This is a genomic window from Salinivibrio sp. AR647, assembly GCF_001995415.1.
Taxonomy (GTDB): Bacteria; Pseudomonadota; Gammaproteobacteria; order Enterobacterales; family Vibrionaceae; genus Salinivibrio; species Salinivibrio costicola.
In genome coordinates this window covers 1-18,972 of record NZ_MUFE01000012.1, presented here as the reverse complement: position 1 = coordinate 18,972, position 18,972 = coordinate 1, and the positions used below count along the sequence as shown (strand labels likewise).

15 protein-coding genes and 2 tRNA genes are annotated in these 18,972 nt (G+C 50.2%); 15 read left to right on the top strand and 2 right to left on the bottom strand.

Going from position 1 to position 18,972, the window contains the following annotated elements:
* Positions 1 to 6: 6 nt before the first annotated feature.
* Positions 7 to 3,234: a carbamoyl-phosphate synthase large subunit gene (gene carB, locus BZG76_RS13300; protein ID WP_077461722.1), complete on the top strand. Its 3,228-nt coding sequence runs from the start codon at positions 7 to 9 to the stop codon at positions 3,232 to 3,234.
* A gap of 68 nt (positions 3,235 to 3,302) precedes the next feature.
* On the opposite strand, the gene dacB is transcribed toward carB, so the two are convergent.
* Entirely contained in the window at positions 3,303 to 4,781 is a 1,479-nt protein-coding gene (dacB, locus tag BZG76_RS13295) for a serine-type D-Ala-D-Ala carboxypeptidase (RefSeq protein WP_077461721.1), read from the bottom strand.
* Between the two features lie 268 nt (positions 4,782 to 5,049).
* Here dacB and greA point away from each other — a divergent pair, with 268 nt between their 5' ends.
* Positions 5,050 to 5,523, top strand: a complete 474-nt coding sequence (greA, locus tag BZG76_RS13285) for a transcription elongation factor GreA (RefSeq protein WP_021023293.1) — start codon at positions 5,050 to 5,052, stop codon at positions 5,521 to 5,523.
* Between the two features lie 115 nt (positions 5,524 to 5,638).
* Here the strand turns inward: greA and yhbY are convergent, their stop codons facing one another.
* Entirely contained in the window at positions 5,639 to 5,935 is a 297-nt protein-coding gene (gene yhbY, locus BZG76_RS13280) for a ribosome assembly RNA-binding protein YhbY (RefSeq protein WP_021023292.1), read from the bottom strand.
* Positions 5,936 to 6,142: 207 nt separating this feature from the next.
* On the opposite strand from yhbY, the gene rlmE reads away from it, so the two are divergent.
* From rlmE to rpsO, 13 genes are all read left to right on the top strand, one after another.
* Positions 6,143 to 6,772 (top strand): 23S rRNA (uridine(2552)-2'-O)-methyltransferase RlmE, encoded by a 630-nt coding sequence (gene rlmE / locus BZG76_RS13275; RefSeq protein ID WP_077461719.1) that lies wholly within the window; start codon positions 6,143 to 6,145, stop codon positions 6,770 to 6,772.
* A gap of 51 nt (positions 6,773 to 6,823) precedes the next feature.
* Positions 6,824 to 8,773, top strand: a complete 1,950-nt coding sequence (gene ftsH / locus BZG76_RS13270; protein WP_077461718.1) for an ATP-dependent zinc metalloprotease FtsH — start codon at positions 6,824 to 6,826, stop codon at positions 8,771 to 8,773.
* A 62-nt stretch (positions 8,774 to 8,835) separates the two neighbouring features.
* Positions 8,836 to 9,681, top strand: a complete 846-nt coding sequence (gene folP, locus BZG76_RS13265) for a dihydropteroate synthase (RefSeq protein ID WP_077461717.1) — start codon at positions 8,836 to 8,838, stop codon at positions 9,679 to 9,681.
* 5 nt (positions 9,682 to 9,686) lie between these two features.
* Positions 9,687 to 11,024 carry a phosphoglucosamine mutase gene (gene glmM / locus BZG76_RS13260; protein ID WP_077461716.1) on the top strand — a complete coding sequence of 446 codons (1,338 nt, stop codon included), beginning with the start codon at positions 9,687 to 9,689 and terminating at the stop codon, positions 11,022 to 11,024.
* 176 nt (positions 11,025 to 11,200) lie between these two features.
* On the top strand, positions 11,201 to 11,539 hold the full coding sequence (secG, locus tag BZG76_RS13255) for a preprotein translocase subunit SecG (RefSeq protein ID WP_021023287.1): 339 nt from the start codon (positions 11,201 to 11,203) through the stop codon (positions 11,537 to 11,539).
* Between the two features lie 7 nt (positions 11,540 to 11,546).
* A tRNA-Leu gene (locus tag BZG76_RS13250) sits at positions 11,547 to 11,633 on the top strand.
* A 64-nt stretch (positions 11,634 to 11,697) separates the two neighbouring features.
* A tRNA-Met gene (locus BZG76_RS13245) sits at positions 11,698 to 11,774 on the top strand.
* A 336-nt stretch (positions 11,775 to 12,110) separates the two neighbouring features.
* Positions 12,111 to 12,566, top strand: a complete 456-nt coding sequence (gene rimP, locus BZG76_RS13240) for a ribosome maturation factor RimP (protein ID WP_021023286.1) — start codon at positions 12,111 to 12,113, stop codon at positions 12,564 to 12,566.
* 21 nt (positions 12,567 to 12,587) lie between these two features.
* On the top strand, positions 12,588 to 14,075 hold the full coding sequence (gene nusA, locus BZG76_RS13235; protein ID WP_077461715.1) for a transcription termination factor NusA: 1,488 nt from the start codon (positions 12,588 to 12,590) through the stop codon (positions 14,073 to 14,075).
* A 21-nt stretch (positions 14,076 to 14,096) separates the two neighbouring features.
* A complete protein-coding gene (infB, locus tag BZG76_RS13230) occupies positions 14,097 to 16,814 on the top strand; it encodes a translation initiation factor IF-2 (protein WP_077461714.1) in 2,718 nt (905 codons plus the stop codon).
* 87 nt (positions 16,815 to 16,901) lie between these two features.
* On the top strand, positions 16,902 to 17,294 hold the full coding sequence (gene rbfA, locus BZG76_RS13225; RefSeq protein WP_077461713.1) for a 30S ribosome-binding factor RbfA: 393 nt from the start codon (positions 16,902 to 16,904) through the stop codon (positions 17,292 to 17,294).
* Positions 17,295 to 17,297: 3 nt separating this feature from the next.
* On the top strand, positions 17,298 to 18,254 hold the full coding sequence (truB, locus tag BZG76_RS13220) for a tRNA pseudouridine(55) synthase TruB (protein WP_077461712.1): 957 nt from the start codon (positions 17,298 to 17,300) through the stop codon (positions 18,252 to 18,254).
* A gap of 155 nt (positions 18,255 to 18,409) precedes the next feature.
* Positions 18,410 to 18,679, top strand: a complete 270-nt coding sequence (gene rpsO, locus BZG76_RS13215) for a 30S ribosomal protein S15 (protein WP_025673889.1) — start codon at positions 18,410 to 18,412, stop codon at positions 18,677 to 18,679.
* The last annotated feature ends 293 nt before the right edge of the window (positions 18,680 to 18,972 follow it).

Below are 18,972 nucleotides of genomic sequence, written 5' to 3'. Positions count from 1 at the left end.
TTGAGCATGCCAAAACGCACAGACATAAAAAGCATTCTAATCCTGGGCGCAGGCCCGATTGTCATCGGCCAAGCCTGTGAATTTGACTACTCAGGGGCACAAGCGTGTAAAGCGCTACGCGAAGAGGGGTACCGGGTTATTCTCGTGAACTCGAACCCAGCGACCATCATGACTGATCCCGAAATGGCCGATGCGACCTATATCGAGCCGATTCAGTGGCAGGTAGTGAAACATATTATTGAGAAAGAGCGCCCCGATGCGGTGTTACCGACCATGGGCGGTCAAACGGGATTAAACTGTGCACTTGATCTCGAGCGTCACGGCGTACTGGAGGAATTTGGCGTAGAGATGATTGGTGCAACAGCCGACGCCATTGATAAAGCGGAAGACCGACACCGTTTTGATGAAGCGATGCGCAGCATTAACCTTGAGTGTCCGCGTGCGGGCATTGCCCACAGTATGGATGAGGCTCACAAGGTACTCGACGAAGTGGGTTTCCCTTGTATTATCCGTCCTTCATTTACCATGGGCGGCACCGGTGGCGGTATTGCCTACAACCAAGAAGAATTTAAAGACATTTGCGAGCGAGGCTTGGATTTGTCGCCAACCAACGAGCTGTTGATTGATGAATCCTTGATTGGTTGGAAAGAGTACGAAATGGAAGTGGTGCGGGATAAAAACGATAACTGCATCATTGTCTGCTCGATTGAAAACGTCGATGCGATGGGTGTCCATACTGGCGATTCGATCACCGTCGCGCCCGCCCAAACATTGACCGATAAAGAATACCAACTGATGCGCAATGCCTCCGTGGCTGTGCTGCGTGAAATCGGTGTCGAAACCGGTGGGTCGAACGTTCAGTTTGGGATCAACCCTAATAATGGGCGCATGGTGATCATTGAAATGAACCCGCGCGTCTCGCGTTCATCAGCCTTAGCATCAAAAGCAACCGGTTTCCCGATTGCCAAAGTAGCGGCCAAATTAGCGGTTGGCTTTACCCTTGATGAGCTGATGAATGATATTACCGGCGGCGCCACACCGGCTTCATTTGAGCCGACCATTGATTACGTGGTCACGAAAATCCCACGCTTTAATTTTGAAAAATTTGCTGGCGCCAATGATAGACTGACGACCCAGATGAAATCCGTGGGCGAGGTGATGGCCATTGGCCGTAACCAACAAGAATCGTTACAGAAAGCATTACGCGGTCTAGAAACCGGCGCGTCTGGTTTTGATGAGATGGTCAACCTGGATGACGATACCGCATTGACGCGTATTCGCCATGAGCTGAAAGAGCCGGGCGCCGAGCGGATTTGGTATGTCGCGGATGCCTTCCGTGCAGGCATGTCGGTCGATGGGGTTTTCAACCTCACCAATATTGATCGCTGGTTCTTGGTGCAAATCGAAGACATCGTCAAACATGAACAACAAGTCCGAGATAATGGGTTTGCTGGTCTTAATGCGGTCGCGCTGCGCCAATTAAAACGTAAAGGTTTTTCCGATGTGCGCTTGGCGAATCTTCTCGGGGTGTCTGAAATTGAAGTGCGCAAACTACGGGATAAATTCAACATCCATCCGGTCTACAAACGCGTTGATACGTGCGCAGCTGAGTTTTCCTCTGATACCGCGTACATGTACTCAAGCTATGATGATGAATGTGAATCGCAACCAACCGATAAAAAGAAAATCATGGTTATCGGTGGTGGGCCGAACCGTATCGGACAGGGCATCGAGTTTGATTATTGCTGCGTCCATGCTTCGTTAGCGCTGCGCGAAGACGGCTATGAGACCATCATGGTGAACTGTAACCCTGAAACCGTCTCTACCGACTATGATACTTCCGATCGCCTCTACTTTGAGCCAGTGACCTTGGAAGATGTGTTGGCGATTGTTCGGGTCGAAAACCCTGAAGGGGTGATTGTTCAGTATGGTGGACAAACCCCACTTAAACTGGCTCGAGCGCTAGAAGCGGCTGGGGTGCCGATCATTGGTACCAGTCCTGATGCAATTGACCGCGCGGAAGACCGTGAACGTTTCCAAGATGCGGTAGAGCGCCTAGGGCTGAAACAACCTGCCAACGCCACCGTGACGGCATTAGAGCAGGCGGTGGAAAAAGCGAAAGAGATTGGCTACCCGCTAGTGGTGCGTCCGTCTTATGTGCTTGGGGGGCGGGCGATGGAAATCGTGTATGACGAAACGGATTTGCGTCGCTACTTTAATGAGGCCGTGAGTGTGTCGCATGAATCTCCCGTCTTGCTCGATCACTTCCTTGATGACGCGACCGAAGTAGATATTGATGCCGTGTGTGACGGTGACATCGTTGTCATTGGTGGCATTATGGAGCACATTGAGCAAGCGGGAGTGCACTCGGGCGATTCGGCGTGTTCACTACCAGCGTATACGTTGAGCGATGACGTTCAAGATCGGATGCGTGAACAAGTACGTAAATTAGCCTTAGAGCTTGGTGTACGCGGCTTGGTGAATACCCAGTTTGCGGTGAAAGATGATGAAATTTATCTGATTGAAGTAAACCCGCGGGCTGCACGAACGGTTCCATTTGTGTCTAAAGCGACAGGAGTGCCGCTGGCGAAAATTGCTGCTCGCGTCATGGCAGGACAATCACTTGCCGAGCAAGGGTTCGTGAACGAAGTGATTCCACCTTACTATTCCGTGAAAGAGGTGGTACTCCCGTTTAATAAGTTCCCAGGCGTGGATCCTTTGCTTGGGCCAGAAATGCGCTCAACCGGTGAAGTGATGGGTGTGGGCGATACCTTTGCTGAAGCGTTTGCTAAAGCGGATTTAGCCTGTGGCAAAGCCTATAGCGAAAGCGGGCGAGCTTTGTTGTCGGTTCGCAATAATGATAAGCAGCGCGTGGTCGACCTGGCCGCGAAGTTGCTGAAACTTGGCTTTGAGCTTGATGCCACCCACGGCACTGCCGTTATTCTGGGAGAAGCGGGGATCAATCCGCGCCTTGTCAACAAAGTGCACGAAGGACGTCCGCACATTCTTGACCGCATCAAAAACGGTGAGTATAGCTATATTGTCAATACCACCGAGGGGCGCCAAGCGATTGAAGATTCAAAAGTCTTACGTCGTGGTGCGCTGGCCGCCAAGGTCAATTATACCACCACACTGAATGCGGCCTTCGCCACGTGCATGGCGTTAACGGCGGCCGATACGACCAAAGTGAATCCGGTGCAATCGCTGCATGCACGGGTACTGACCAAGTCTTAACGCTGATAACACTGGGATAGCCATAGAGACCAGGCCCGCCTTTTTGGCGGGTCTTTCTTATCGCGCGTTCATGGCTGAGCGCGAGCGAAAGCAGGTACGAGCTGGCCACGGATCAATGCGTGATAAAACTCACGTTCAAATTGGGTGATCGGTGCGGGTACATTGTCAGGTAACGCGTCTTCATCCGGGTGATAATGACTGACTAACTGCACCACAATATGCGCCTGCCCGGTGTCATCCTCTAGTAAACCGGCCAAGTTATAACTGCCATAAAGCGAGCCGCTCTTGGCTTTTAATCGCCCTTTAATCGGTGCGTGTCGGACACTTTGCCGATACTTAAGTGTGCCATCCATGCCTGCCGTGGGGAGCATATCAATCAGTCCCAGCTTAGGATGCGTCGAGATATAGTGAAGAACACTGGCCAACTGGCGCGCGCTTAAACGGTTGTTTCGGGATAAACCGGATCCATCCACTAAGATCGCGCGGGATAGGTCGATCCCTGCCTTTTGCAAGATGGCTTTAACTGCCGCGACGCCATTGCGGTAAGATCCCGGCTGCTGAAAATAGCGCCGCCCGAGCGCTTTCAAAAGGTTATCCGCAATCAAGTTGTCTGAGTCTCGCAGCATGGTGGTCAGCAGTGACGGTAACGGGACAGAGTGATGGCGGGCAAGTTCACGATGTTGGCTAGGAGCCGGTGCGACCAGAATTTGACCATTGAGGTGCACATTCAATCGTGCGAGCTCATCGGCAACAATGGCTTTCACATAGGCGGAAGGGGTTTGAACCGCAAAATTTAATGGCAGCGGCCTGTCCCGGTGGGCAAGACAGCCAGAAAAGTGATACTGATTATCCGCGGTGGCGGTTAAATCAAGCCCGCAGTGACGCGCTGTTTGCTGTTCTTCTGTCACCGTAAGGGCGTCGCTAGTCACTGAAATTGGCTGATGACGAGGAACATGAACGCGTGTTTGTACTTGATCGGACTGGCTGTATATTGCCCCCTGCACACAATTATGATCCAGTGTTATTGCGGTTGAGGGAGCGCTGTAACAGACGGCGAGAATATCCCAAGGCCATCCGGGGGCACGAGAGCGACCGGCGAAGGCTTGGCCGTCCAGGTAAAGATGATTGATATTATCCAGCCCTCGACGAGGCAGTTGGCTAAGTAGCTGACGAATATCTTTGCGAGTTAATAAGGGATCGCCATTAAAAATAAGCGCGATGTCATCGCCAGCTTGTACCAGCCGTGTCGAAAAACGGAAGGTACTGGGTAAATAAAGGCGTGCAGCGAGCCCGGTGAGTAGCTTTTGTGTACTCGCAGGGGGAAGCAATGCATCCACTTGCTGACTAAGCTGCGGTTGTGTGTGTTGGGGATCGCTGACCCACAAGGCGGCCTGACTGCCTTTGGGCAATAAAGGGGTCAGCTGTTCAATCGTCAGCTGATTCGATGCATAAGCTAGTGATGTTGTGAACAATACGCTAAGTGCGAGGCAGAAAATAACCGCTAGGCAATGTATCGGTGCTAGCCAGCGAAAAAGAGCGCGAATCATGAGTGATAGCCTTTGTGTTATTGCATCGTGTTTATCCTACCCTGTCCAGCCTTGAAGACAAGCCGCCCGCATGGCCTGATACACCTCATCTGCTGGACAATCACCGGTTGGTCGGTCACGCTATTGCCGGATCAGAGATGATTTTGCGCCAATTCTTGTTTACAATCGAAAAAAAGCGTTGAATTCCGCCGCGCCCAAATTTTTGTTTGGGCGTGGCTTTGTTTTGCCAAAATCCCTTTGCTGTGGATTGAAAGAGGTAATGTCATTTATGGATAAAGTGCCAATGACCGTACGCGGCGAGCAGCTGCTACGAGAAGAGCTGGACAAGTTGACCAAACGTCGCCCAGAGATCTCTAACGCCATTGCAGAGGCGCGTGAGCTGGGTGATTTAAAAGAAAACGCGGAATATCATGCTGCGCGAGAAGAGCAGGGGATTTGTGAAGCGCAAATCCGCGATATTGAATACAAACTATCGGTCGCTCAAGTGATTGATGTCACCAAAATGCCGAATAATGGCAAAGTGATTTTTGGTGCTACCGTGACTGTGATTGACATCAATACCGACGAAGAACTGACCTATCGTATCGTGGGTGATGATGAGGCGGACATTAAAGCCAACCTTATTTCAGTGAACTCACCGATTGCCCGAGGCTTAATTGGTAAAGAAGAAGGCGAAGAAGTGAGTATCACCACACCGGGTGGTGTGAAAGAATTTGAGATTGGCAGCGTCGATTACGTCTAAGTAAAGTGTTACGAGATGTAACTTTTCGCTGAGTTTTCAACAGTAAAAAGGCCGCGACGCGGCCTTTTTTGTTATGCTTCAGCGCAAATGCGGCAAACCACTAAGGCCACCCAAACTATTTGCGTGGTAATGTGATTTTACGCTCTTCGCTTTGACGGTAAATCACCAGTGTTTTGCCGATAACCTGCACTTTTTCGGCGCCAGTTTCACGAATGATAGCGTCGACAATCAGGTTTTTGGTCTCGCGGTCTTCTGATGCGACTTTCACTTTGATCAATTCATGGTGGTCAAGCGCAAGCTCAATTTCAGCGACCACGGCTTCGGTTAAGCCATTGGCGCCCATTAAGACTACAGGCTTAAGCTGGTGAGCCAGTCCTTTGAGATACTGTTTTTGTTTGGTGCTGAGTTTCATGTTGGCTCGATTTCTATTTGCTAGGGGTTGAAAACATGCCATTCTAACGCCATCTCATCACAAACTGAAACAGTATAAAGACGCTCCATGGCAACCGAATTATCTAGATAGCCGCTTTTGAGCTACCTTTAATAATAACATTCAGTGCGCAATAGATTGAATTTTATGACAATGCGTTGCCAACAATAGGGTTTGGTTAGGAACAACATGGCGAACAAAAAGCATTCAGCTAGCTCAGGACGTTGGTTGAAAGAACACTTTGACGATAAGTATGTGCACGAAGCGCAAAAAAAAGGTTATCGCTCACGCGCTATCTTTAAACTGGAAGAAATCCAGCAAAAAGATCGCATCTTAAAGCCCGGTATGACAGTGGTCGATTTAGGGGCCGCGCCTGGCGGATGGTCGCAGTATGCCGCGACGCAAGTGGGCGATGAAGGCCAAGTTATCGCGTGCGACATCTTACCGATGGATTCGATGCCAGGCGTCAGCTTTCTCCAAGGCGATTTTCGTGAACAAACCGTTCTTGATGCCCTGCTTGATCGTATACAACCTGACATGGTTGACGTGGTGATGTCTGACATGGCGCCGAACATGAGTGGCAACCAGGCGGCAGACCAACCGCGTGCGATGTATTTGGTGGAGCTGGCGTTGGATATGTGCCGGGAAGTGTTAGGCCCCAAAGGCTGCTTCGTGGTAAAAGTATTTCAAGGAGAAGGCTTTGATCATTATCTGGCCGAAGTCCGTAAAATGTTTACAGCGGTCAAAATTCGTAAACCCGACTCATCCCGCGCACGGTCGCGAGAGGTCTACATTGTGGCTACAGGTTATAAACTGTAGTACCCTTACATTTATCTATCTCAGTTATGCGAGGCTAACACCTTGAGTGACATGGCAAAAAACTTGATTCTGTGGCTGGTTATCGCCGTTGTCTTAATGTCTGTGTTCCAAAGTTTTGGACCAGGTGACAACGCCGGTCGTCAAGTCGACTATACCTCTTTCGTACGCGAAATCGGCAACGATCAAATACAGGAAGTAAAATTTGACGATCGCGAGCTGAGTGTCACCCGACGTGACGGCTCGAWTTATGTCACCTACATGCCTGTTATGAACGATCCAAAGTTGTTAGATGACTTGCTTAACAAAAATGTCAGTGTCAAAGGGACACCACCAGAAGAGCCAAGCATGTTGGCGTCTATCTTCATCTCGTGGTTCCCTATGCTGTTGCTTATCGGGGTATGGATATTCTTCATGCGTCAGATGCAAGGCGGGGGCGGCAAAGGCGCTATGTCATTTGGTAAATCAAAAGCCAAAATGATGAGCGAAGAGCAGGTCAAAACATCGTTCACCGATGTCGCTGGTTGTGACGAAGCAAAGGAAGACGTCAAAGAGCTGGTGGATTACCTGCGTGATCCAAGCCGATTCCAAAAACTGGGCGGTAAAATTCCAACCGGTGTATTGATGGTGGGGCCTCCGGGTACGGGTAAAACCTTGCTGGCGAAAGCCATTGCAGGTGAAGCGAAAGTGCCTTTCTTCACCATTTCCGGCTCTGATTTCGTCGAAATGTTCGTGGGTGTGGGTGCATCACGTGTCCGTGATATGTTTGAGCAAGCCAAGAAAGCGGCACCGTGTATTATCTTTATCGATGAGATCGATGCAGTGGGTCGTCAACGTGGCGCTGGCTTAGGCGGCGGTCACGATGAGCGTGAACAAACCCTTAACCAAATGCTGGTCGAAATGGACGGCTTTGAAGGGAACGAAGGGGTGATTGTTATCGCCGCGACGAACCGTCCTGATGTCTTGGATCCTGCGTTATTACGTCCGGGGCGTTTTGACCGCCAAGTCGTGGTGAGCTTGCCTGATGTCCGCGGCCGTGAGCATATTCTAAAAGTGCACATGCGCAAAGTCCCCCTCGGCAATGATGTCGATGCATCGCTTATTGCACGTGGTACCCCAGGGTTCTCAGGGGCCGATTTAGCTAACTTGGTCAACGAGGCAGCATTGTTCTCGGCTCGCGGTAACAAGCGTGTGGTCTCCATGGTCGAGTTTGAACTGGCTAAAGACAAAATCATGATGGGTGCAGAGCGCCGTTCGATGGTGATGTCAGAAGAAATCAAAGAGTCGACTGCCTATCACGAAGCAGGCCATGCCATTGTTGGACGTTTAGTGCCGGAACATGATCCTGTCTACAAAGTCTCGATCATCCCACGTGGACGCGCATTGGGTGTGACCATGTACCTGCCTGAGCAGGACCGCATCAGCATGTCGCGTCAGCACCTGAACTCGATGATCTCAAGCCTTTATGGCGGTCGTTTAGCCGAAGAGCTGATTTACGGAAAAGACAAAGTCTCGACCGGGGCATCCAATGACATTGAACGTGCAACAGAAATTGCTCGCAAAATGGTCACGCAATGGGGCTTTTCAGAGAAACTAGGTCCATTGCTCTATGCGGAAGAGGAAGGCGAAGTTTTCCTTGGCCGTTCAATGGCACAGACCAAGCATATTTCGGACGAAACGGCGCGCTTGATTGATGGAGAAATCCGTCAAATCATTGACAGTAACTACGACCGTGCAAAACAAATCTTGGCAGACAATCTCGATATCATGCATTCGATGAAAGATGCGTTGATGAAATACGAGACCATCGATGCGGCACAAATCGATGACTTGATGGCCCGTCGTGATGTTCGCGAGCCTGCAGGTTGGGAAGGCGGTGACGGGGGGTCTTCATCGGATGACACGCCCAAAAAACCGGATGAATCAGCGACGAAAGCATCTGATGAACAATCAGATGATAAAAAACAGAAGCCGTTAGATTCAGAAAACCAATCTGAAGCGTAAACCAACAGTAGTACAAACCCCGATACGTCGGGGTTTTTTTGATCGTGCTTGGAAGTAAACGCATGGAAATAACACACCAGAATAAAACCCTGTCTCTTGATAGCCCCGTCGTTATGGGGATCCTCAATGTCACGCCGGACTCTTTCTCTGATGGCGGATTGTTTCAACAACAAAGCAAAGCCGTTGAGCGGGCACGACAGATGCTGGCTGATGGCGCGACGATTATCGATATTGGGGGCGAGTCGACCCGTCCTGGTGCCGCTGATGTGGCAGAGCAAGACGAAATTAATCGTGTTGTGCCAGTGATAAAAGCTATCCGCGAGCGATCGGATTGTTGGATCTCGATTGATACCAGCAAAGCTGCGGTCATGCGCGCCGCTGTCGAAGCTGGCGCGAACCTGATCAATGATGTTCGCGCGCTCAGAGAGCCTGGCGCATTGACTGCCGCTGCCGATCTCCAGGTACCTGTGTGCATCATGCACATGCAGGGCCAGCCTAGAACCATGCAAGCGGCACCCGACTACACGGATGTTATCCAAGACGTAATACAATTTCTAAACCAGCGAATAGATGCTTGCCTGGATGCTGGTGTTATCAGGCAAAATATCATTTTGGATCCGGGCTATGGGTTTGGTAAAACCTTGGCACACAACTATCAGTTGCTCGCACAATTAGATCATTTCCATCACTTTGGTTTGCCGATCTTGGCGGGGATGTCGCGCAAATCTATGATTTACAAAGCGCTAGATAAAACACCTCACGACGTGCTAGGTGGCAGCATCGCTTGTGCCACGTTAGCGGCAGTGAAAGGCGCACAGATTATCCGTGTTCACGATGTTAAAGAGACGGCCGATGCGCTCAAGGTCGTGGCGTTGACGATGCAAGAAAATGAAGCACCAGGAGAATAAAAACAATGGCAGAACGTAAATACTTTGGCACAGATGGTGTGCGCGGTAAGGTGGGCGAATTTCCGATCACCCCAGAGTTTATGCTCAAACTAGGTTGGGCCGCCGGGCGCGTCTTGTCGCAACAAGGCACCCGCAAAGTGCTGATTGGTAAAGATACTCGAATATCGGGCTACATGCTTGAGTCTGCACTCGAATCAGGCTTATCCGCAGCAGGCTTAGAAGCTGCCTTCACTGGCCCTATGCCAACGCCGGCGATTGCGTATCTGACTCAAACGTTTCGCGCTGAAGCAGGGATCGTTATTTCTGCCTCACATAACCCGCATTACGACAACGGCATTAAATTCTTCTCCTCAGAGGGCACCAAACTTCCCGATGATGTTGAGCTTGCGATTGAAGCGGAACTCGAAAAAACACTCACTTGTGTCGAATCTGCCGAATTGGGCAAAGCAAGCCGCATCAACGATGCGGCCGGACGTTACATCGAATTCTGTAAAGGTACCTTCCCCAGTGCGTTAAGCCTGAGTGGCTTAAAAATTGTCCTTGATTGCGCCCATGGTGCGACGTATCACATTGCCCCCTCTGTTTTTCGTGAATTAGGGGCAGACGTGCTGACCATTGGCTGTGCGCCAAACGGGACCAATATCAATGATGAAGTGGGGGCTACCGATGTACGCGCGCTGCAGCAACGCGTGTTGGAAGAAAAAGCAGACCTTGGGGTAGCCTTTGATGGTGACGGTGATCGTGTGATCATGGTTGATCATCTTGGCAATAAAATTGATGGCGACCAAATTGCCTACATCATCGCGCGCGAAAGTTTACGCCGTGGTGAGCTGAAAGGCGGCGTGGTTGGCACTTTGATGACCAACATGGGCATGGAGTTGGCATTACAATCGCTCGGGATCCCATTCGCACGTGCCAAAGTGGGTGATCGCTATGTGATGGAGCTACTCCAAGAAAAAGGCTGGCGAATTGGTGCGGAAAATTCAGGCCATGTGATTGTCTTGGATAAAGTCACCACCGGAGACGGCATTGTGGCGGCATTGCAGGTACTGGCCAGTGTTGCCGCCACGGGAATGGATTTAAAAGCGTTAAGCGATGGCATGACGTTATTGCCACAAGTACTAGAAAACGTGCGCTTTAGTGGCAGTGTCGACCCACTCCAAAGTGAGCCCGTACTGGCTGCCAAAGCCGCAGTGGAAAATAAACTGGGTGAGCAGGGGCGCGTGTTGCTGCGCAAATCAGGCACTGAGCCTTTGATTCGGGTGATGGTCGAAGGACCGGATGCCGATAACGTGAACGCCTACGCACTCGAAATCGCAGAGGCGGTGAAGGCGAACTGTTAATAATAAAGGGCGGGTGGTCATAGATTGCGCAAACGACGTCGAAATCAAGGTTTTTTGTAAATTTCTCTTGTTTCATCACCGCGCTTTCGCTAGTATTCACCCGCTCCCAACAAAGGGGGCTGCGCTGGCTGAGAAGTAACACTGCCGGCTCAACAACCTGGAGCATAGGTGGAACCATGTACGAAATTCTACTTGTGATTTATCTGTTGGCCGCAATCGGTGTAATTGGCCTGGTTCTGGTTCAGCAAGGTAAAGGCGCAGATATGGGAGCCTCATTCGGGGCTGGGGCATCAAACACCGTGTTTGGCTCTGGCGGCTCTGGAAACTTTCTAACTCGAATGACAACCGGTTTTGCAATCGCGTTCTTCGCACTGAGTCTTGTGCTCGGTAACTTGACAGCGCATGACCCTAAAGCAAAAAGCGGTTTTGAAGATTTAAGCGAGCCTGCTACACAACAGCAAGCTGCGCCAAAAGAGGATGAAATCCCTGTTGATAACAGTGAGATTCCTCAGTAAGAATTGAGCCGAGGTGGTGGAATTGGTAGACACGCTATCTTGAGGGGGTAGTGCCTTTATAGGCGTGCGGGTTCAAGTCCCGCTCTCGGCACCAAGTTCACAAAGGGCAATCACTTGCACCTTTGTTGTAAAAAGCGATATAATTATCGCGAATCGGACGCGGGATGGAGCAGTTTGGTAGCTCGTCGGGCTCATAACCCGAAGGTCGGCGGTTCAAATCCGTCTCCCGCAACCAATTTTAAGTTTGTTGTTTAAATAACGGCTAAACTGAATAACGCGTCAGCGTTTGTTGTCAAAGCCACGCTGACCGGGCTAGCCACGTGCTAGCCTTTTTGCCCTCGGGGCAGCACGAAGCGGACCAATAAGCCTTTGTGTAGAGAGTTACTCTCTCGTTATTGTTGCGATGATTCCGACACCAGCAATAACGGCTATGCTAACGACTTATGTTGATGGCATAGCATCAGGGTCCAGTTACATTAAACCCCGATTTTCGGGGTTTTTTGTTATCTGAAGAAGACCATTCGGATAGTAACTGGGCTTTTAAGCCCTTTTTTTATTTCTGGGGTTTGGAATGACAGGATTAGAGAAACAACTGGCTGAACTTTTAACCGCGCCTGTTGAGGCGTTGGATTATGAGTTGGTTGGGCTTGAATTTGTTCGAGCTGGCCAGCATTCAACACTGCGTATCTTTATTGACCATGAAAATGGTATCACGGTGGACGATTGTGCCGATGTGAGCCGTCAAGTGAGCGCGGTAATGGATGTGGAAGACCCAATCACAGTGGCGTACAACCTAGAGGTGTCATCTCCAGGTGTTGATCGTCCACTGTTCACCGCTGATCACTATCAGCAATTCATCGGGCATGAAGTGAACATCGTGCTGAAAATGGCTATGCAAAACCGCCGTAAGTGGAAAGGCGAAATCCTTTCTGTCGATGGCGATACCATCACGGTTCGCGTGGACGGCCAAGATGAGGCGTTTGCCTTGAGTAACATCGCCAAAGCAAACCTGGTTCCTTCATTTTAAGAGTAAATGAGGCATTAGTAGATGAATAAAGAAATCTTGGCTGTTGTCGAAGCGGTCTCAAACGAAAAAGCCGTTCCACGAGAGCGTATTTTCGAAGCACTGGAAACCGCGCTGGCAACGGCAACCAAAAAGAAGTACGAGGCCGAAATCGATGTGCGTGTCGCCATTGATCGCAAATCCGGTGAATTCGACACCTTCCGTCGTTGGCTTGTCGTCGATGAAGTCACCCAGCCAACGCGTGAAATCACGTTGGAAGCGGCCCAATATGATGATGAAACCCTCGAACTAGGCGGGTTTGTAGAAGATCAAATTGAATCGGTTGTCTTCGACCGCATTACCACCCAAACCGCTAAGCAAGTGATCGTACAAAAAGTGCGTGAAGCTGAGCGTGCACAAGTGGTTGAGCAGTTCATGGACAACGAAGGTGAGCTTGTCACCGGTGTGGTCAAAAAAGTCAATCGCGATGTTATCATTGTCGACTTAGGAAACAACGCGGAAGCGGTTATCCAACGTGATGATCAACTCCCTCGTGAAAACTTCCGTCCTGGCGACCGAGTACGTGGTCTGTTGTATGCTGTGCGTCCTGAAGCGCGAGGCTTCCAATTGTTCATGACGCGCTCCAAGCCAGAAATGCTCAGTGAGCTATTCCGCATCGAAGTGCCAGAAATTGGCGAAGAGATGATTGAGCTGATGGGCGCTGCCCGCGATCCTGCTTCACGCGCTAAAATTGCCGTGAAAACCAACGACAAACGTATCGATCCCGTCGGTGCGTGTGTGGGGATGCGTGGTGCACGTGTACAAGCGGTATCAACTGAACTGGGTGGCGAGCGTATTGACATCGTGCTTTGGGACGATAATCCTGCCCAATTTGTGATCAATGCCATGGCGCCTGCAGACGTCGCCTCTATCATCGTCGATGAAGATACTCACTCCATGGATATTGCCGTCGAGGCTGATAACCTGGCGCAAGCGATTGGGCGTAACGGACAAAACGTGCGTTTGGCCTCTCAACTGACCGGTTGGGAACTGAACGTGATGACGGTTGAAGACCTCCAGAAAAAACACCAAGAAGAAGCACAAGCTTCGTTAGAGCTGTTTGTTAAATATCTCGATATTGACGAAGACTTTGCACAAACCTTGGTGGAAGAAGGTTTCACCACCCTTGAAGAAGTGGCCTATGTGCCAACCAGCGAAATGCTCGAAATTGACGGCTTAGACGAAGATACTGTCGACATTTTGCGCGCACGTGCGAAAGAAGCGTTGACCACCATCGCGCTCGCACAAGAAGAATCGCTGGGAGACGCTGAACCTGCCGAAGATCTGCTGGCATTAGACAGCCTTTCTCGTGAGATGGCCTTTAAACTGGCCGCGAAAGGCGTGAAGACGCTGGAAGATCTTGCTGATCAAGGCACTGACGATCTGTTAGATATTGATGGATTGGACGAAACCAGTGCAGGCGAGCTTATTATGGCAGCGCGTAATATCTGCTGGTTCAGCGACGAAGCGTAAAGACGGCAAAGGAGGAGCAGAATGTCAGAGGTTACAGTACATACACTGGCGAAGGAAATTGATACGCCGGTTGATCGTCTGCTGAAGCAGTTTAAAGAAGCTGGTATGCAAAAATCGGCGGACGATCAGGTAAGCCAAGATGAAAAACAAGCTTTGTTGACGCATTTAAAGCGTGAGCATGGTGACAACGGCAATGCTCCGACGCGTCTGACGCTTCAGCGCAAGAAACGTAGCACACTGAGCGTGTCAGGGGCTGGCGGAAAAAACAAAGATGTCCAAGTTGAAGTGCGTAAAAAGCGCACTTATGTGAAGCGTAGCGAGCTTGAAGACCAAAAGTCAGCGCAAGAAGCGGAAGAGCAAGCCCAACGCGAAGCCGAAGAAAAAGCGCGTCTAGAAGCGGAAGAGCAAGCAAAACGCGAAGTAGAAGAGAAAGCGAAACGTGAGGCCGAAGAAAAAGCCAAGCGTGAAGCACAAGAGAAAGCCAAACGCGAAGCTGAAGAAAAAGCTAAGCGTGAAGCCAAGCCGCAAGCGCAACCAAAATCTGAGCAGCCTGAAGACGACGCAGCGGATACTGCTGCCACTCGTGCTGCTGATGCGCAAGCGAAGAAAGAAGCTGATGAACTTAAGCGTCGCCAGGAAGAGGAAGCCAAGCGTAAAGCTGAAGAAGAAAGTCAGCGGCAGTTAGAAGAGGCACGCAAAATGGCAGAAGCAAATCAAGAGCGCTGGTCAGATCAAGACAAAGCGCTAAGTACCATGGAGGCGGCTGACCACCATACGGTTACCTCCGAATATGCCCGCGAAGCGGAAGACGAAGCGGATCGCCGCGAAGAAACGGCCGCGCCGCGTCGTAAGAAAAAGAAAAAAGCCACTGCAACAGAAGACAAAAACCCCCGAGGCCGTCGTGGTAAAGGTGGTAAAGGCAAAGGCCGTATGGCTAAGCCGTCTTCGATGCAGCATGGCTTTAAAAAACCTGCCCAGAAAGTAAACCGCGAAGTCGAGATCGGTGAAACCATTACGGTTGCTGAGCTCGCGAATAAAATGGCGGTGAAAGGTGCAGAAGTCATTAAAACCATGATGAAAATGGGTGCAATGGCGACCATTAACCAGGTGATTGACCAAGAAACCGCACAGCTTGTCGCGGAAGAAATGGGTCACAAAGTTATCCTGCGCAGAGAGAATGAGCTGGAAGAGGCCGTACTCTCTGATCGTGATAACGATGCACCTATGGCACCGCGTGCACCGGTTGTTACTATCATGGGTCACGTTGACCACGGTAAGACATCCTTGCTCGACTACATCCGTAAAGCACACGTTGCAACGGGTGAAGCTGGCGGTATTACTCAGCATATCGGTGCGTACCATGTACAAACTGATAACGGCATGATCACCTTCCTGGATACGCCAGGACACGCAGCGTTTACCGCGATGCGTGCACGTGGTGCGGGTGCGACGGATATCGTTGTGTTGGTGGTGGCGGCCGATGATGGTGTGATGCCACAAACCAAAGAAGCGATTCAACACGCCAAAGCCGCGGGTGTACCTTTGATTGTTGCCGTCAACAAGATGGACAAAGAAGGTGCTAACCCTGACAGCGTCAAGAATGAGCTCGCGCAGTATGATGTTATCCCAGAAGAGTGGGGCGGTGAGAACATCTTTGTTCACGTCTCTGCGAAACAGGGTGAAAACATTGATACCTTGCTCGAGTCCATCTTGTTGCAATCAGAAGTCCTTGAGCTGAAAGCGGTTGAGAAAGGCATGGCGCGTGGCGTTGTGGTTGAATCTCGTCTGGATAAAGGCCGTGGTCCTGTTGCGACTGTCTTGGTTCAAGAAGGTACCTTGAATAAAGGCGATATTGTACTTTGTGGCCTTGAATACGGTCGTGTTCGTGCGATGCGTGATGAGAACGGCCAAGACATCGAACATGCTGGTCCATCCATTCCGGTTGAGATCTTAGGTCTGTCAGGTGTCCCTGCCGCCGGTGATGAAGCTACGGTTGTACGTGACGAGAAGAAAGCCCGTGAAGTGGCACTTTATCGTCAAGGTAAATTCCGTGATGTGAAACTGGCGCGTCAGCAAAAAGCCAAACTGGAAAACATGTTCTCGAACATGGAAGAAGGTGAAGTCTCTGAGCTCAACATCGTTCTGAAAGCCGATGTACAAGGTTCGATTGAGGCAATTGCCGATTCACTGGTTAAACTGTCAACTGACGAAGTCAAAGTGAAGATTGTTGGTTCCGGCGTGGGCGGTATTACTGAAACCGACGCGGTACTGGCAGCGGCATCGAACGCGATCATTTGTGGCTTTAACGTGCGTGCCGATGCGACCGCACGTAAGACTATCGAGAATGAAAGCTTAGATCTTCGCTACTATTCTGTTATCTACACCATGATTGATGAAGTGAAACAAGCGATGAGCGGTATGCTTGCGCCTGAGTTCAAACAAGAAATCATTGGTTTGGCAGAAGTTCGCGATGTCTTTAAGTCACCAAAACTGGGCGCAATTGCCGGGTGTCAGGTGTCTGAAGGCTTGATTAAGCGTAACAACCCAATTCGTGTTCTGCGTGATAACGTGGTTATCTACGAAGGGGAGCTGGAATCACTGCGTCGCTTTAAAGATGATGTGAACGAAGTGAAGAAAGGCTACGAGTGTGGTATTGGCGTGAAGAACTACAATGATGTTCGCGTTGGTGACCAAATCGAAGTCTTTGAAACGGTTGAAATTCAGCGCTCAATTGACTAATTAAGCGTTTAAAAACAGCCAGGTCGTTTGGATACACCGTGGGGGGAGGCGCATGCGCTTACCCCCATTTTGTTGAGAGAAAAGAAAATGGGTAAAGATTTTAGCCGGACGGACCGCGTCGCCCATCAGTTGCAAAAAGAAATTGCACTGATCTTGCAGCGTGAAGTGAAAGATCCACGTATCGGTATGGTGACCGTCTCTGACGTCCAAATCTCGCGTGACCTTGCTTACGCCAAAGTCTTCGTCACCTTTTTAACCGTTGACGAACAAGCACCAACCGAGAGCCTAAAGGCACTCAATGAAGCGAGCGGATACATTCGCTCATTGGTCGGTAAGGCAATTCGTTTACGTATCACGCCGGAACTGACTTTTGTATTTGATGAGTCGCTGACTGAAGGTATTCGTATCTCGAACCTGGTGAGCAAAGCGGTGCGCAGTGATAATGAGCGCCGTGATGATGATGACAAAGGTGAGGAATAAAAGATGGCGCGTCGTCAACGTCGTCGAGGTCGCCCCGTTGATGGGATTATCCTACTCGATAAACCCACGGGCATAACCTCTAATGATGCTCTGCAGAAAGTAAAACGTATCTTTTTTGCCGAGAAAGCAGGACACACTGGAGCCTTGGATCCGCTTGCAACGGGCATGTTGCCAATTTGCCTAGGTGAAGCGACCAAGTTCTCTCAGTTTTTGCTGGATGCCGACAAACGTTATCGGGTGGTGGCAAAATTGGGTCAGCGCACCAATACCTCAGACGCCGATGGTGAAGTGGTAGAAACCCGCGATGTAAAAGTCAATTTAGGATTGCTGGAGCGCTGTATTGCTAAGTTCCGCGGTGAAACCCAGCAGATCCCATCGATGTTCTCCGCGCTCAAATATCAAGGTAAGCCTTTGTATGAATATGCGCGTCAAGGCATTGAAGTACCGCGTGAAGCGCGTACGATTCATGTTCATCAAATTGAATTGTTGCGCTTTGAAGGTGATGAGATTGAGATGGAAGTCCATTGTTCTAAAGGCACTTACATTCGAACCATCGTCGATGATCTTGGGGAAATGCTAGGCTGTGGTGCTCACGTCACCGCACTGCGTCGCACGGGTGTTTCTGGCTATCCGACGCGCCAGATGGTGACATTAGAGCAGCTCGAAAGCTTGTTGAATGAAGCCAGAGAACAAGAGATCCAACCTAAGCAGTTGCTGGATCCTTTGTTACTCCCACTTGATACCGCGGTACAAGACTTGCGAGAAATCAACTTGTTGCCGGTAATGGCCAGCTATGCCTTACAAGGCCAAGCGGTACAGGTGCCGAATGCACCTACCAGTGGCTTTGTTCGCTTAACCGCGGGCGAGGAACGTCACTTTATTGGTGTTGGTGAAATTGACGCCGATGGCTTGGTGGCGCCACGTCGTTTAGTGGCCAGTCGCCAGCCGGAAGCAGGCTAAAAAACACGCTGCCATTTGCGCGTGTTTAACGGAAAAAGCGGCGTGGATAGATTGCTACCTTAGACGAAAGTCAGTAGAATACGCGCCTTCGGGCACCGGCTGAATCAGAGATTGGCTGGTGCATGATAATCACACACTCTTATTAGGAGAGCATTATGTCTCTGACTGCAGAAGCAAAAGCACAAATCGTTGCTGATTTTGGCAAAACCGAGAACGACACGGGTTCACCGGAAGTTCAAATCGCCCTTTTGACCGCATCAATCAACGATCTGCAATCGCACTTCGCTGAGCACAAAGGTGACCACCACAGCCGCCGTGGCCTGCTACGCATGGTTTCACGTCGTCGTAAGCTGCTGGACTACCTGAAAAAGAACAGTGTTGACCGTTACTTGGACGTTATCAAGCGTCTAGGCATCCGTCGCTAAGATTCTGGAGAAAAGGGAGCTCAGGCTCCCTTTTCTTTTTTTTTACTTTCTCTGGTTTTCTCTCACTTCCCTAGTATTCTTCCCACACCCACACCCACACCCACACCCACACCCACACCCACACCTATCTACTTCATTGTCAATATCAGCTTTAGAGCAGGCGTCCTTTTACGCGGATACCACAATCACCTTAAATTTATAATATTATCAATTAGTTATTTTTTGCGATCGACTAGACAGTGGTCGGTTAAATAGTCAGATCTGCGTCAAATTATAGGCATAACGGCATAACG